The sequence below is a fragment of the [Clostridium] ammoniilyticum genome (assembly GCF_025566905.1).
Classification (GTDB): Bacteria; Bacillota_I; Bacilli_A; order Erysipelotrichales; family Coprobacillaceae; genus Faecalibacillus; species Faecalibacillus intestinalis.
Genome location: NZ_JAOQJR010000003.1, coordinates 139,210 through 155,106, shown reverse-complemented (window position 1 = coordinate 155,106; position 15,897 = coordinate 139,210). Strand labels below are relative to the sequence as shown.

17 protein-coding genes are annotated in these 15,897 nt (G+C 29.3%); 16 read left to right on the top strand and 1 reads right to left on the bottom strand.

All coding sequences use genetic code 11. The features are described from left to right. Window positions 1-5 precede the first annotated feature (5 nt). The 13 genes from dnaG (at window position 6) to OCV55_RS04275 (ending at window position 12,846) form a co-directional block, all read left to right on the top strand. Entirely contained in the window at window positions 6-1,757 is a 1,752-nt protein-coding gene (gene dnaG / locus OCV55_RS04335) for a DNA primase (protein WP_032091519.1), read from the top strand. A gap of 3 nt (window positions 1,758-1,760) precedes the next feature. Beyond that, complete coding sequence (gene rpoD / locus OCV55_RS04330) at window positions 1,761-3,002, top strand: RNA polymerase sigma factor RpoD (RefSeq protein ID WP_032091518.1); 1,242 nt, start codon at window positions 1,761-1,763, stop codon at window positions 3,000-3,002. Beyond that, window positions 3,002-3,691, top strand: a complete 690-nt coding sequence (locus OCV55_RS04325; RefSeq protein WP_147579914.1) for a tRNA (adenine(22)-N(1))-methyltransferase — start codon at window positions 3,002-3,004, stop codon at window positions 3,689-3,691. Before rpoD ends, OCV55_RS04325 begins: the two co-directional genes overlap by 1 nt. Beyond that, entirely contained in the window at window positions 3,678-4,436 is a 759-nt protein-coding gene (locus OCV55_RS04320; RefSeq protein WP_147579913.1) for a Nif3-like dinuclear metal center hexameric protein, read from the top strand. The genes OCV55_RS04325 and OCV55_RS04320 overlap by 14 nt, the downstream gene beginning before the upstream one ends. Before the next feature lie 62 nt (window positions 4,437-4,498). Further along, complete coding sequence (locus OCV55_RS04315; RefSeq protein WP_147579912.1) at window positions 4,499-4,954, top strand: DUF3267 domain-containing protein; 456 nt, start codon at window positions 4,499-4,501, stop codon at window positions 4,952-4,954. 311 nt (window positions 4,955-5,265) lie between these two features. Continuing rightward, entirely contained in the window at window positions 5,266-6,696 is a 1,431-nt protein-coding gene (gene pyk / locus OCV55_RS04310; protein ID WP_119363088.1) for a pyruvate kinase, read from the top strand. 108 nt (window positions 6,697-6,804) lie between these two features. Further along, window positions 6,805-7,779, top strand: coding sequence for a choloylglycine hydrolase (gene bsh, locus OCV55_RS04305; RefSeq protein WP_032091514.1), 975 nt, complete (start codon window positions 6,805-6,807; stop codon window positions 7,777-7,779). A gap of 163 nt (window positions 7,780-7,942) precedes the next feature. Then, entirely contained in the window at window positions 7,943-9,250 is a 1,308-nt protein-coding gene (gene rsxC / locus OCV55_RS04300) for an electron transport complex subunit RsxC (protein ID WP_119363090.1), read from the top strand. A gap of 9 nt (window positions 9,251-9,259) precedes the next feature. Continuing rightward, window positions 9,260-10,177, top strand: a complete 918-nt coding sequence (locus tag OCV55_RS04295) for an RnfABCDGE type electron transport complex subunit D (protein ID WP_147579911.1) — start codon at window positions 9,260-9,262, stop codon at window positions 10,175-10,177. Beyond that, window positions 10,174-10,776 carry an RnfABCDGE type electron transport complex subunit G gene (locus OCV55_RS04290; RefSeq protein WP_147579910.1) on the top strand — a complete coding sequence of 201 codons (603 nt, stop codon included), beginning with the start codon at window positions 10,174-10,176 and terminating at the stop codon, window positions 10,774-10,776. Before OCV55_RS04295 ends, OCV55_RS04290 begins: the two co-directional genes overlap by 4 nt. 4 nt (window positions 10,777-10,780) lie before the next feature. Further along, window positions 10,781-11,479, top strand: coding sequence for an electron transport complex subunit RsxE (gene rsxE / locus OCV55_RS04285; RefSeq protein WP_052011134.1), 699 nt, complete (start codon window positions 10,781-10,783; stop codon window positions 11,477-11,479). Next, complete coding sequence (locus OCV55_RS04280; RefSeq protein ID WP_032091510.1) at window positions 11,476-12,048, top strand: electron transport complex protein RnfA; 573 nt, start codon at window positions 11,476-11,478, stop codon at window positions 12,046-12,048. Before rsxE ends, OCV55_RS04280 begins: the two co-directional genes overlap by 4 nt. 12 nt (window positions 12,049-12,060) lie before the next feature. Beyond that, a complete protein-coding gene (locus OCV55_RS04275; protein ID WP_147579909.1) occupies window positions 12,061-12,846 on the top strand; it encodes an RnfABCDGE type electron transport complex subunit B in 786 nt (261 codons plus the stop codon). A gap of 14 nt (window positions 12,847-12,860) precedes the next feature. On the opposite strand, the gene OCV55_RS04270 is transcribed toward OCV55_RS04275, so the two are convergent. Beyond that, a complete protein-coding gene (locus OCV55_RS04270) occupies window positions 12,861-13,835 on the bottom strand; it encodes an FAD:protein FMN transferase (RefSeq protein ID WP_147579908.1) in 975 nt (324 codons plus the stop codon). A gap of 41 nt (window positions 13,836-13,876) precedes the next feature. Between OCV55_RS04270 and OCV55_RS04265 the strand changes: the two genes are divergently transcribed. The 3 genes from OCV55_RS04265 (at window position 13,877) to OCV55_RS04255 (ending at window position 15,781) form a co-directional block, all read left to right on the top strand. Beyond that, window positions 13,877-14,236 (top strand): NusG domain II-containing protein, encoded by a 360-nt coding sequence (locus OCV55_RS04265; RefSeq protein WP_119363096.1) that lies wholly within the window; start codon window positions 13,877-13,879, stop codon window positions 14,234-14,236. Continuing rightward, window positions 14,220-14,729, top strand: coding sequence for a Gx transporter family protein (locus tag OCV55_RS04260; protein WP_147579907.1), 510 nt, complete (start codon window positions 14,220-14,222; stop codon window positions 14,727-14,729). The genes OCV55_RS04265 and OCV55_RS04260 overlap by 17 nt, the downstream gene beginning before the upstream one ends. 251 nt (window positions 14,730-14,980) lie before the next feature. Continuing rightward, window positions 14,981-15,781, top strand: coding sequence for a MurR/RpiR family transcriptional regulator (locus OCV55_RS04255; RefSeq protein WP_032091505.1), 801 nt, complete (start codon window positions 14,981-14,983; stop codon window positions 15,779-15,781). Window positions 15,782-15,897 lie beyond the last annotated feature (116 nt).

Here is a 15,897-nt window from a genome sequence, read left to right as displayed (position 1 = left end):
TCATTATGCCAAGACTTTCAAATGAAAAAATCAATGAAATAAGACAAAGCGTTGATATCGTTGATGTTATTGGCAATTATCTTCCTTTAGAAAGAAGAGGACGTAATTATTTAGCAAGGTGCCCATTTCACAATGATGATCATCCATCAATGTCTGTTTCACCTGAAAAGCAGATCTATAGATGTTTTGTATGTTCACACGGTGGAAATGTGTTTACTTTCTTACAAGATTACTTAAAAATTTCCTTTATGGAAGCTGTCAAAATGGTGGCTCAAATGGGAAATGTTGATTTAGGTGATTTTACATTTTATGAAGAAAAACCACATGTAAATCAAGAATTAGAACCATACTATTTAATGCATGAAGAAGCAAATCGTATTTATAAACATTATTTAACGACGAAGCTTGCTTTAGAAGCAAATAGTTATTTAAGTCAAAGACATTTATCTAAAGATATTATTGACTATTTTGAAATTGGTTATGCACCGGAACAAAATATTTTATTAAAGGCTTTTGAAAAATCTGGTTTTTCAAGAATGCAAGCTTATGAATCAGGGCTTGTTATAGAATCTGAAGTAGGATACGATCGCTATTCCAATCGTATTATGTTTCCTTTACATAATAGTGAAGGACGTGTTGTTGGCTTTAGTGGTCGTATCTATCAAAAAAATCAAAAAGAATCTAAGTATATGAACTCTCCTGAATCTAAAATTTTTATTAAAGGAGAGACCTTATACAATTACCATCGTATAAAAAATGATGTTAGAAATGAAGGTAAAGTCATTATTCTAGAAGGTTTTATGGATGTAATAGCATTATATAAAGCGGGTATTAAAAATACTGTCGCAATTATGGGAACAGCTTTAACTTCACAACATTTAAAAATGTTAAAACGATTATCAAATGATATTGTTTTATGTCTTGATGGTGATCAAGCTGGAAAAAATGCGATGATCAAATGTGTGGATGCTTTAAATAATGAAGGATTTCATACATCAATCGTGGTTATTCCTGATGCAATGGATCCAGATGAATTTCTAGAAGCTAAAGGAAAAGATGAATTAATAGCACTCTTTAAAAATCCGATAAGTGCTGTTGAGTTTAAATTAAATTATTATTATGAACGTATCAATGTTGATAATTATGAAGATCGAAAAAATTATTTAGAATCCATGGTTAAAGTCATCATGCAATTGGATGATATTGTTGATCAAGATTATTATATTGGTCAACTTGAAAAAAAATCAGGATTTTCCAAAGAAACAATTCATCATTTAATGAGTCAACAAACTCTTGTAAAAAAACCAATACCTTTTAGACCAGTGACTTATGATCATGTTTCAAGATTGATTGATAAGTATCAAAAGGCTGAAAGAGATTTGTTATATTATATGATGCAGGATAAAAAGTATGCGATGCAATATGAAGCAAAAGCAGGCTATATGTATGATAAAGTTAATCGCTTAATTGCTTCCTATATTATTGATTATTATCGTCAGTACGTCATTTTAGAAGTTGCTGATTTGATTAATATGATTGATGATCAAGATATTGTTAAAAGAATTTTAGAAATATCATCTTTACATTTACCTCAATTAGAATCAAATCAAGCAATTGATGATTATATCAAAATAATACAAGAAAAACTTAAAATTGAACGAATTAAACAACTTGAACAGGAGCTATCACAAACATATGATCCTCGTCAACAAGCAAAAATTCTTCAAGAAATTATAGAATCAAAAGATAAGGAGTAAACTATGGCAAAGAAAAAAGTACAAGCAGTTTCATTTGATGATTTAAAAAAATTAGTTGTAAATGAAGCAAAAAACAATAACAATGTATTAACCCAAGAACAAATTGATGAATATTTAATGAATTATGATTTAAGTGATGAACTCGCAGAAGAATTACTTGAATATATTCAACAAAATCAAATTACTATTTCTGATGATGATTTAGATTCATTAGATGTAGATGATGATATGTTACTTGCAGGCGTTCCTGCAATGGATGATGATTTAGACCTTGATATAGATGATGCAGATGATACTCCTGATCTAGATTTTGATGGTGATTTCGATATGATGACAGGGGATACATTACATATGTATCAAGAACATGATGATGATAAAGAAAGCGAAAGCACTCAACTTGGAAGTAATGTTAAAATTAATGATCCTGTAAAAATGTATCTTAAAGAAATTGGGCGAGTTGAATTATTAAATCATGATCAAGAAATTGAATTAGCTAAAAGAATTCTTGAAGGAGATGAACAAGCTAAAAAAGAACTTGCTGCAGCAAACTTAAGATTAGTTGTTTCCATCGCTAAAAGATATGTTGGACGTGGAATGTTATTCTTAGATTTAATCCAAGAAGGAAACATGGGGTTAATTAAAGCAGTAGAAAAATTTGATTATACAAAAGGATTTAAATTCTCTACTTATGCGACTTGGTGGATTAGACAAGCAATTACACGTGCAATTGCCGATCAAGCCCGTACAATTCGTATTCCAGTACACATGGTAGAAACAATCAATAAATTAACACGTATTCAAAGACAATTAATTCAAGAATTAGGTAGAGAACCATCTGCTGAAGAAATTGCTGAAAAAATGGATGGTATGACACCTGAAAAAGTACGTGAAATTCAAAAAATTTCATTAGAACCCGTTTCATTAGAAACACCAATTGGTGAAGAAGATGATTCACATTTAGGTGATTTTATTGAAGATGAAGGAGCAATGTCTCCAGATGATTATGCTGCTAATGAATTATTAAAAGATGAATTGAATGATGTTTTATTAGAACTTACAGATCGTGAAGAAAAAGTATTAAGACTTCGTTTTGGTTTGGATGATGGAAGAACAAGAACTCTTGAAGAAGTTGGGCGTGAATTTAACGTTACACGTGAACGTATTCGTCAAATTGAAGCAAAAGCATTAAGAAAATTAAAACATCCATCTCGTTCTAAAAGATTAAAGGATTTCTTAGATCGTTAATGAAACTATCAAAAAGATTAGAATTACTTGCTTATTTGGTAGAAAAACATAAAAAAGGAAATATCTTGGCAGATATTGGAACAGATCATGCTTATTTGCCATGTTATTTAATTGAAAAAAATATTATAGATAAAGCTTATGCTTGTGATGTCGCAAAAGGTCCTTTTGCGGCGTCACTTTCTACTATTAGGCAATATCATTTCGAAGAAAATGTTGAAGCTTTATTAGGAGATGGATTAGATCCTATTCTTGATAAAGAAGTTGATATAGTAACGATTGCTGGAATGGGATCATTTCTAATTGTAGAAATATTAGAAAAAAATAAAGCGTATTTAAACAAAGTTAAACAATTCTATTTACAACCTAACGCTAATACGGATCATCTAAGAAAATACTTATTTAAAAATCATTTTAAAATTATTGATGAAAAGATGATTAAAGATGGTCATCATGTTTATGAAATGATGGTTGTAGAAAATACAAATCAAGATATTCAATATAATCAAGAAGATATGATGTTTGGTCCAGTTTTAAGAAAAAATAAAGATGAATTATTTATTCGTTATTGGCAAAAACAATATCAAACATATTTAAAGATTATGAAAGATTTGCCATCAAATCATCCAAGATATTTAGAATTAGAAAAACAAAAACAATTAATTGAAGGTGAACTTAATGAAAGCTTATGAAATTATGAATCATTTGGAGAAATATTTTCCTTTAAATCTTCAAATGGATTTTGATTGCTGTGGCCTACAAATTGGAAGTAGAGAAAAGGAAGTTAAAAAAGTTTATATTGCTTTAAACGCTGATAATGAAACATTACAAGCCTGTATTGAAAATAATTGTCAAATGTTAATTACACATCATCCTTTTTTATTAGAAAAAATAAAAAACCTGGATACATCTTTACATCAAGGAAAATTTATTGAAAGAGCTATTAAACATGGCATTGTTGTTTATAGCTTACATACATGTTTAGATAGAGGACAAAATGGGATTTCCATGAATGATTGGTTGATTCAAAAATTAGGTGTTCATGATGTTGCTTGTTATGATCATTATGAAGTAGGAAAGAAAGCTACTTTAAATCAAGCAATGGAAGGACAAGATTTTATAGAATATGTAAAAGATAAATTTCATTTGCAACATTTAAAATATAGTAAAAATACAAATAAAATGATACATACAATTGCTATTTGTGGGGGAAGTGCAGCAGACGACTTAGAAATTCTTACTGGTCAAGTAGATTGTTATATTACAGGTGATACTAAATATCGTCATGCTAAATATGCTATTGATCATGATTGTTTATTAATTGATCCGGGTCATCATTTAGAAGTTATAATTGAAGAAAAACTTCCTGAATTATTAGAAGATTTACCAATTCAAATACAAATTCACGAAAGTCTTGATTATTTTAAATATGAATAAAACTCTTGGGATGACTCAAGAGTTTTTTCATATTTGATAGGCTATAAGAAAGGAGCTTTATTATGAAATTACATTATCAAGGAAAATATAATTTAGATCCTGAAATATTACCGAAAATAAAACATCAACCCAATGCTGTAAAATTTAAAGAAGTCAGTTCGTCCAAAGAATTTGCTGTTATTGCTAATACAATAGGACTTGTATTAATGGTCATCTTATCTATTCCTATTCTTTTAGTATATAAAAATGATTTACTGCTTTATTTTGATGATGTGATGCTTGCTTTTATTTTTCCAATTTTAACAATGTTTCCTCATGAGCTTTTACATGCCCTTTGTTTTAAAGAAGACGTTTATCTTTATACAAATTTTAAACAAGGAATGGTTTTTGTTTTAGGAACTGAAACAATGAGTAAAAAAAGATTTATTTTTATGTCTCTTCTATCAAATTTAGTTTTTGGTTTTCTTCCTTACTGCTTATCTTTTCTAGGAACTAAATATTTGATGTTTGCTTTATAGGGAGTTATTGCTGTAGCGATGGGGGCAGGAGATTATTGTAATGTTTTCAATGCTCTTACACAAATGCCTAAAGGAGCTAGAACCTATTTATATCAGATGAATTCTTATTGGTATATACCTGAAAATAAATAAAAATAAGTTTCAAAAAATTAATTTATTTTATTTTATCTTTTTTTGTAACTCTTTTTTCATAAAATAATGAAAGAAAAAATATTTTTTAAGTGGATGTGCTTACATTGATTTTATGCATTGTTATCTTAAAAAAATAGGTTTATACTAAAAGATGTAGAGAGTAAAGGAAGGCAAGAATTATGAACAAAAACGAGATTATGTCAAAAACAAAAATTGTATGTACTATTGGGCCAGCTTCAGAAAGTAAAGAAATGCTTACTAAATTAGTAAAAGCTGGAATGAATGTCATGAGATTAAACTTTTCTCATGGAACTCATGAAGAACATGAAGAAAAAATCAATACTTTATTAGAAATTAATAAAGAATTATCGACAAATGTCGCTATTTTATTAGATACAAAAGGACCTGAAATTAGAACTGGTGATTTTGTTGGTGGAAAAACAACTTTTAAAAAAGGACAAACTTCAACTATTTGTGTAGAAGATATTGAAGGAACAAGTGAAAGATTTACAATTACTTATAAAGATTTATATAAAGATGTTAAACCAGGTGGTTTCATCTTAGTAAACGATGGTCAAGTTGAATTATTAGTTGATCATATTGAAGGAACAGATATTGTTTGTGTAGCAGCAAATGATGGAGAAGTAAAAAATAAACGTGGAATCAATGTTCCAGGAATTAAATTAGGATTTGATTATTTATCACCTAAAGATATTTCAGATTTAACATTTGGTGCAAATCAACCTTTTGACTATGTTGCTGCTTCATTCTGTCGTAGAGCACAAGATATTATTGATATTAAAAAATTATTAATTGAAAATGGTAGAAATGATATTCAAATTTTAGCGAAGATTGAAAATCAAGAAGGTGTTGAAAACGTTGATGAAATTCTTGATATTGCTGATGGTATCATGGTTGCTCGTGGTGACTTAGGTGTAGAAGTTCCTGCTGAAGATGTCCCACTTATTCAAAAATCAATTATTAAAAAATGTAAACAACGTGGTAAAATCGTTATTACTGCCACTCAAATGTTAGAAAGTATGCAACAAAATCCAAGACCAACACGTGCGGAAGTATCTGACGTGGCTAATGCGATTTATGATGGTACAGATGCAATTATGTTATCTGGTGAATCTGCAAGTGGATTATATCCTCAAGAAGCAGTTTTAATGATGTCAAAAATTGCTCATAAGATTGAATCTAGTTTAGATTATCAAAGCTTACAAAGACAAGCCATTCGTACAGCACCAGATGATACAAGCGAAGCTATTTGTATGTCTGTTGCAGAAATTGCTTATAAATTCAATGTAGCAGCAATTATTGCCTTTACAGAATCTGGATTTACAGCTCGTAAAATGGCTCGTTATCGTACAAAATCTCGTATTATTGCTGCAACTCCATCACTTAAAACTGTTAAAGCTTTAGCTTTAAACTGGGGTGTTAAAGCAGTACCTTGTAAACAATTAAATTCACGTATTTCAATGATTGATTATGCAAGTATTATTGCTAGAGAAAATGGTGTAAAACCTGGTCAAAAAATCTTAGTTACTGGTGGAACACCAGGAGTTAAAGGTGCAACAAGCTATTTAGAACTTGTAGAAGTTAAATAATATTCGAAATACACTCTTAAGAGTGTTTTTCTTTTCTAATTCATAAAGATGAAATAAATGGGTTATACTATATAATAGCAAAACAATGAAAAGAAAGAGAGATTTTATATGTGTACAGCAGCAACTTATCAAACAAAAGATTTTTATATGGGTAGAACTTTGGATTATGAATTTTCCTATGGTGAAAAAATAGCTATTATGCCGAGAAACTATCCTTTACAATATAGACATGGATCAAAAAATATTGAACATTATGCCATGATTGGTATGGCTCATGTATTAGATGAATATCCTTTATATTATGACGCTGTTAATGAAAAAGGTTTAGGAATGGCAGGATTAAATTTTGTCGGAAATGCTTGTTATCAAGAGGTTAAAGAAGGAGCAGTCAACGTTGCTCAATATGAATTCATTCCTTGGGTTTTAAGTCAATGTGCAACGCTTAAAGAAGCTAAACAACTTATTCAAACAATCAATTTAGTGAAGACACCTTATAACGAACATTTGCCAGCCGCATCATTACATTGGATCATTGCAGATCAAAGTGGATGTATAACTGTTGAATCAGTCGAAGAAGGATTAAAAATCTATGAAAATCCAGTCGGTGTTCTTGCAAACAATCCCTCATTTGATAAACAATTATTTAATTTAAATAATTATATGTCTTTATCACCTAAACAACCACAAAATTATTTTTCTAAACAATTAGATTTAAAATCTTATTCTAGAGGAATGGGAGCTCTTGGATTACCTGGTGATTTATCTTCAATGTCACGTTTTGTAAGAGTTGCATTTACTAAAATGAACGGACAATCAAAAGATAACGAAAGAGATAGTGTTAACCAATTTTTCCATATTTTAGGTTCTGTAGAACAACAAAGAGGATGTTGTGAAGTAGATGATGGAAAATATGAAATTACGATTTATACGTCATGTTGGAATAGTCAAAAGGGAATCTATTATTATACAACATATAATAGAAGACAAATTACTGCCGTTAATATGCATAAAGTAAATTTAGATGGTCAACATCTTACTAGTTACCCAATGCTAGATGATGAAGAATTTTATGAACAAAATTAGTATTTTTAAGATAGCGAAAGCTATCTTTTTTTATATTTAAATGTGATTAAAATCACATAATTTTCATATATTTCAAAGAAAACAAGTTAATTTTTTAATTTGTTGTAAACGCTTTCAATTTGAAAATAATAGGACTAAAATAGGGTTAAAGGGGATGGAAGTTATGAGTTTAAAATCATTTATTGGAGGCATACATCCAAAAGATCAAAAACAATATACAAAGGATTTACCTATTATTAAAATAAAAGCAAGTGATGAAGTTGTATTTCCTTTAAAACAACATATTGGTGCACCTTGTCAGCCAATTGTTAAAGTAAAAGATGAGATAAAAGTTGGGCAAGTTATTGCTTGTAGTGATGCTTTTGTTTCAAGTCCTATTATTTCTTCAGTTTCAGGTGTAGTAAAAAAAATAGAAGAAAGAATGGATGTCAGTGGGAAAATGCAAGAATCAATTGTTATTGCTAATGATGGATTATATCAAAAAGTTGAAAATAATAATAATAAACAAGAATTAACTTATGAAGAAAAAATTGAAAGAATTAAGGCAGCAGGTATAGTTGGTCTAGGAGGAGCAGGGTTTCCTACACATGTAAAATTATCTGTTAAAGATCCAAATCAAGTTCAATATTATATTGTTAATGGTGCGGAATGTGAACCCTATCTTACAAGTGATTATCGTTTGATGCTTGAAAAAACAGATGAACTAATAGCAGGAATTCATGTTTTATTAGAAATGTTTCCAAAAGCTCTTTGTTATATTGCCATTGAAGATAATAAAAAAAAGGCTATTCATTTATTAAAAGAAAAGTGTAAAGATGAAAAAAGAATTGCTGTGAAAGAACTAAAAACAAAATATCCTCAAGGTGGAGAAAGAATGCTTGTTAAGGTTTTAACAGGAAAGACATTAAATTCTAAAATGCTTCCTTTAGATGTAGGATGTATTGTTGATAATGTAGCAACAGTGATTGCTATTAATCAAGCGGTTCGTTATAATCAACCTTTAATTTCTAAAGTAATGACGATTTCGGGTGATGGAATAACACCTAGCAATATTGAAGTTCCTATAGGAACGAGTTTTAAACGGATCGTTGAACAATTAGGAGGTTTCAAATCTGAAGTTCAAAAACTTATTTGTGGAGGTCCAATGATGGGAAGCGCCCTTATTCATTTAGATATACCTGTAACTAAGACATCAAGTTCTTTACTTGCACTTGTACAAGATGAAGTATCCCTTTTTGAACCTTCTGCATGTATTCGTTGTGGTCGATGTAAAGACGTGTGTCCGAGTTTATTAGTTCCTCAAAAACTTTATCAAATAGCAACAAAAAATGATACAGAGGCCTTTATTTTAAATGGTGGAATGGAATGTATAGAATGTGGTTGTTGTAGCTATACATGTCCAGCAAAAAGAAATATGACACAGGCATTTAAGAAGATGAAATATTTAGTCTCTGTTAATAAAAGAAAGTAGGTGTTATTCATGAATCAATTACTACATGTTTCTGCTTCACCGCATATTAAAGATCGTGTTACAACATCTTCTATTATGTTAGATGTCATTATTGCTTTAATACCAGCTACTTTATTTGGAATTATTCAATTTAAAATAAATGCTTTATTGATTATTGTAACAACGATAACAACATGTGTTTTAGCAGAATATTTATATGAACGTTTTATGAAAAAAACAATTACCATCAAAGATCTATCAGCAGTTGTCACAGGATTTATTCTTGCTTTAAATTTACCATCAACAGTTCCTTTATGGCTTCCTGTTATTGGAGGTCTCTTTGCTATTATTGTGGTTAAACAATTTTATGGAGGATTAGGACAAAACTTTATGAATCCAGCGTTAGCTGCAAGATGTTTTTTATTGATTTCTTTTACTGGAAGAATGACAAATTTTGTATTTGACGGGATGACTTCATCAACGCCACTTGCAATTTTAAAAAATGGAGAAAGCTTTGATTTAATAAGGATGTTTATTGGAAATACTGCTGGAACAATTGGAGAAACTTCTGCAATTGCACTTTTAATAGGTGCAATGTATTTGATTGTTAAAAAAGTTATTAAAGTAACCATTCCTTTAACATATCTTTTAACATTTTCTATTTTTACATTGATTTTATCACCATGTCCTTTTGATGCTTATTATTTAGCTTGTGAGTTATGTGGTGGAGGTTTGATCTTTGGTGCCTTTTTCATGGCTACTGATTATGTAACAAGCCCAATGGATCAAAAAGGACAACTTATTTATGGTATTTTATTAGGTGTATTAACAGGATTATTTCGTTTTTTTGGAACAAGTGCAGAAGGTGTTTCTTATGCCATTATTATTTCTAATTTATTAGTACCATTAATTGATAAACTCACATTAAAAGGTGGTGTTGTCAAATGAAAAAAATAATAAAAGATATTTTAATTTTATGCGTGATTACTATTATTTGCGGAGGACTTCTTGGTTATGTTTATCAAATAACAAAGAATCCTATTCAACACCAATCACAACAAAGTAAGCAAGATGCTTATTTAAAAGTGATGAAAGAAGCAACTTCTTTTAAAGTTTATAAAGAAAATGATATCAAAAAATTATCTAAAAAGCTTAAAGGGGATTATGGTAAAAACGGTCTTGAAATAGAAAATGCTTTAAAAGCATATCATCAAAAACAAACTATCGGTTATATTATTCAAGTGATTGATCATGATGGTTTTGGTGGTGATATTGAAATCATTATTGGTATCAACCTTCAAAAAGAAATTACAGGAGTTGAAATTTTATCAATTGATGAAACAGTAGGACTTGGAATGAATGCTAAAAATGAAGAGTTTAGAAATCAGTATGTAGGGAAAAAAGTAGATCATTTCCAAGTCGTTAAAAATGGTAAACAAAATGAAGATGAAGTAGATTCTTTATCAGGAGCGACCATTACTTCTAAAGCAATGACAAATGGAATCAATGGAGCCTTAGATTTTTATGATTTATTGAAAGGAAGATGAAAATATGAAGAAATATTTAAAACCTTTATATAATGGAATCATTAAAGAAAATCCTACCTTTGTATTAATGCTTGGTATGTGCCCAACTCTTGCGGTTACAACCTCAGCAATGAATGGAATGGGAATGGGACTTACGACGATGGCGGTTTTAATTATGTCGAATTTTGTTATTTCAGCACTTAGAAATATTATTCCTAGTCGTATGCGTATTCCTGCTTATATTGTCATTGTTGCTTCTCTTGTTACAGTTGTACAATTATTATTACAAGGATATATTCCATCTTTATATGATACACTTGGTATTTATATTCCTTTAATTGTTGTCAATTGTATTATTTTAGGAAGAGCAGAAGCTTTTGCTTCTAAAAATAATCCACTTTTATCAATTATGGATGGTCTTGGTATGGGGCTTGGTTTTACTTTTGCTTTAACTTGTATAGGTTTAGTAAGAGAAATATTGGGTGCAGGAACATTCTTTTCAATGTCATTACCAATTTCATTTGAGCCAATAACGATTTTTGTGATGGCACCAGGAGCATTCTTTATACTTGCTTTGTTAACAGCTATTCAAAATAAATTAAAATTACCTAGTGCAACGAATGTTTCTCATTCATCTTTAAAGTGTGGGGGAGATTGTATGCATTGTCACGGTAATCAATGTCAAATAAATAAATCTTTGTTAAAGGAGGATCCTGAAAAATGAAAACACTTATTTTAACACTGATTAGTGTTTCTTTAGTTAATAATGTCGTTTTATCGCAGTTTTTAGGGTTATGTCCATTTTTAGGAGTTTCAAAACAAACCAAAACCGCAATGTCTATGGGTGGTGCAGTTATTTTTGTAATTACAATTGCGTCAGCTGTAACTCATTTATTGTATCGTTTACTTGTTTTGTTACATGTTGAATATTTAGAAACAGTCGCTTTTATTTTAATTATTGCAGCACTTGTTCAATTTGTAGAACTCTTTTTAAAAAAATATTTTCCACCTTTATATAATTCATTAGGTGTTTATTTACCTCTTATTACAACCAACTGTGCTGTTTTAGGTGTTGCTTTAACAAATGTACAAAATAATTATGATTTTGTAACAAGTGTTGTAGCTGGTTTTGGGACAGCTTTAGGATTTACAATTTCAATTACAATTTTAGCAGGAATAAGAGAAAGAATTGCCGATAATGATATTCCTCATGTTTTACAAGGCTCACCAATTGTTTTAATTACAGCAGGTTTGATGGCTATTGCCTTTATTGGCTTTTCAGGCTTGATTTAAGGAGGAAATACGATGAATACAGTCATTATTGCAGTTATTGTTGTTGGGAGTATAGGATTGTTTATTGGAATATTCCTTTCACTTGCCAGTGTTAAATTTAAAGTAGAAGTCAATGAAGATGAAGAAAAAATTAGAGCGGTTCTTCCTGGAAATAACTGTGGAGCTTGTGGTTATCCTGGATGTGATGGTCTTGCATGTGCAATTGCTAAAAAAGAAGCGCCAATCAATCAATGTCCTGTAGGTGGTAATGAAGTTGCTAAAAAAATAGGAGAAATTCTCCATTTAGAAGTAGAAGAGAATACACATTTAGTAGCTTATGTTAAATGTAAGGGAACGTGTGATAAAATACAAAGACAATATCAATACGATGGTATTCATGATTGTCTAAGTGCAGCCGTTGTCCCAGGAAGTGGCGATAAAAAGTGTCGTTTTGGTTGTATGGGTTATGGCAGTTGTGTAAAGGCTTGTGCTTTTGATGCCATTCATGTTATTGATGGTGTTGCTCAAGTTGATAAAGAAAAATGTAAATCATGTCAAAAATGTATGGATGCTTGTCCGCAGCATCTTATTGAAATGGTTCCTTATGAATCTTTATGTCATGTAAGATGTAATAGCCATGATAAAGGACCAGTAGTTAATAAAAACTGTAAGGCAGGATGTTTAGGGTGTATGATGTGTCAAAAAGTTTGTCCAACAGGAGCAATTACAGTTGAAAACTTTTTAGCACATATTGATTATTCTAAATGTGTTCATTGTGGTAAATGCAAAGAAAAATGTCCAAGAAAGATTATTGAATAAAAAGAAAAAGGACATTAGTCCTTATTTAAATAGTGCTTAAAGGCTTTACTATAACTTACTTGATTGTTTTCATCAATAAAACAACCAGAAACACCTTCAAGTGAGTTAAGTAATTCAAGTCCTTTTTCTTTTCCTAAAGAAAAACAAACCGTGCTCAAAGCATCTCCTTGAATTGATTTTTTAGAAATAATCGTTACTGAGCTTAAACCGTTTTCATAACTATAACCTGTTTTTGGATTTAAAATATGATGATATCTTTTAGAATCAATTTCAAAAAATCTTTGATAAGTTCCACTTGTAACAACAGATAAATCATTGATTTTTAAACTAAACAATGAATCAGATGTTTGTTGTGGGTTGGTAACTCCAATAATAAAAGGATTCTCTTGTTTTTTACCAACACATAAAATATTACCTCCTAAATTAATAAGGGCACTCTCGACATTTTCTTTAAGTAAATAGTTTTTGATTTGATCGGCGATGTATCCTTTTGCAATTGCCCCTAAATCAATCATTGTTTCTGTATTTAGAAAACGTATCTTATGATTTTCTAAAATAATATTTTTATAAGAAACATCGTGAAGATGGTGTTGAATCAACGGATCTTCAGGAAGTGTGTGCTTTTTAAAATCCCATAATGAAGAAATCGAACCAATGGTAATATCAAAGCTTCCTTTTGATAAATCACTATAATAAAGCCCTTGTTTAATCACTTTATAGAGATCATCAGATAATTCTTGAGCTTCTAATTTGTTGGAAGAATGATTGATTTTATAGAGTTCACTTTTTTTATTATTGGCAGAAAAGATACGCTCGTATTTCTTGCATAAATCAAAACAGTTATTTAAAATATTTTTAGAAGAAGAATCATAAAGGGTTATTTGGATAATTGTATCTAGACAAAATTCTTTATTAGAAAGAGGAGTTGTGTTTTTACAACCGCAAAGGATAAATGAAAAAATAAGTAATGAAAGTATTGATTTTTTCATAGGTAACCTCCTTTTTTTATATTATAGCATGGAGTAAGAAGATGAAAAATAAAACGTTAAGAAATGATTTGATTATTCTTGGCATTCTTGTTGTTTTGATAGGAGGACTTTTTCTTTTTAAATCAAAACAACAAGGAGCAAAAATTGTCATAAAAAGAAATGATCAAATTGAAGGTTATTATTCTTTAGATGATGATCAAATCATTAATATTGATAATGAAAATAAAATACAAATTAAAAATCATGAGGTTTTTATGATAAAAGCAACTTGTCCAGATCATTTATGTATTAAACAAGGGAAAATAAATAAAAAAGGGGCAACGATTGTTTGTTTGCCTCATCATTTAGTTGTGGAAGTGATTGAAGGAAATGAAGGAAAAGAAGATGGAAAAGTCTATTAAAAAATTATGCTATTTGGCTTTATTTTGTGCAATAGCAATTGTTTTAAGTTATATAGAATCATTAATACCTCTTTATTTAGGCGTTCCAGGAGCTAAATTAGGGCTTGCAAATGTCGTTACTTTGACATTACTTCTTTGTTTTGGCTTAAAAGAGGCTTTTATTGTCATGTTTTTAAGAATTTTGATTGTTTCTATGACTTTTACGAATTTCTATATGTTTTTATATAGTTTATCAGGAGGATTGCTTTCTTTAATAATCATGTATTTATTTTTAAAAACAAATTTATTTTCTGATATCATTATTTCCATTATGGGTGGTATTTTTCATAATGTAGGACAATTATTGGTAGCAATGCTTTTTTTTAGTTCAACAGTATTTATGTATTATTTACCGTATCTAATGCTTTTTGGTATACTATCGGGTATTGTAATAGGCATTTTAGGTGAAATCATTTATTTAAAAATAGGAAATCAATTAAAGAAAAGAGGTTAGAAGTATGTTTATTGTTCAAAAAATAGAAACAATGCAACGATTAAAAGAAAACTATTTCCAATCTTAGTAGCAAAAATACAAGAAGAAAAGATGAAAGAATGGGTTAAATGTTATACAAGTGATGTTTTAATTAATTGTTGTGTTTGTAAAAGATGACTTAAAATAGGTGATATTCAGCCAATAATTAGTAGCTGAAAATTTATAATTAATAGAAATTGTGTTAAAATACATATGTTAGATGGAGGAAAGTTATGAATACAGATTCAGTATTATCAACATTGCTAAGATATGTAAATGGACAATATAAAAAAGATACGAATTATGATATAGCACTTGCATTACTTACTCATTATAGTGTTATACCAGAAAAAACAATTAATGAGTTATCAGAATTATGTTTTGTATCACCAGCATCAATTTCACGTTTTGTTAAATTGATAGGATTTCATTCTTTTCAAGAATTTAAAAATGCTTGTTTAAATACACTTGATATATCTAAAACAGATTATTCTCCTCAAATTATAAAAGCTGATAAAAAAGATGTTAAAGAAATTTTTCAAAATTATACAAAACATGTTATTGATAATATTCAATTTACATATGATCATCTTGATTTTGAGCAACTAGATCATGTGTGTAAATATATCCATGATAGTTTAGAAGTTTTGGTGTTAGGTTTAGAGTTTTCAACATTACTAGCACAACATATACAAAATAGATTTGCTTTGATGAATAAATATATTACGGTAGCAATTTCCAATGATGAACAATTAGAAGCGGCGCATAATCTTAAAGAAAATAGTGTTGTGATTATTTTAAGTGTAGAGGGAGGTTATTTTTATAGACATAGTGAAGTTATTCAAATACTTCTTGAAAAAAATATTAAACTTATTGTTTTAACGATGAATAATCATAATAAGATGATTAATGAATTTATTGATAAAGAAGTCATTTTATGTAGCCAGGATAATACAAATACTGAATCTAGGATGTCATTATTATATAGTTTAGAAATTATTATCATGTATTATTGTATTTATTTTACATATTAATTCTTATTTTCAATATCTGAAAAACAGTGTGTATTTTTGAAAATCGCACTGTTTTTTTGACGACTTATTCTTTACATATTCTTGTTATACTAACGATAGACAAAGGCCAATGTCAT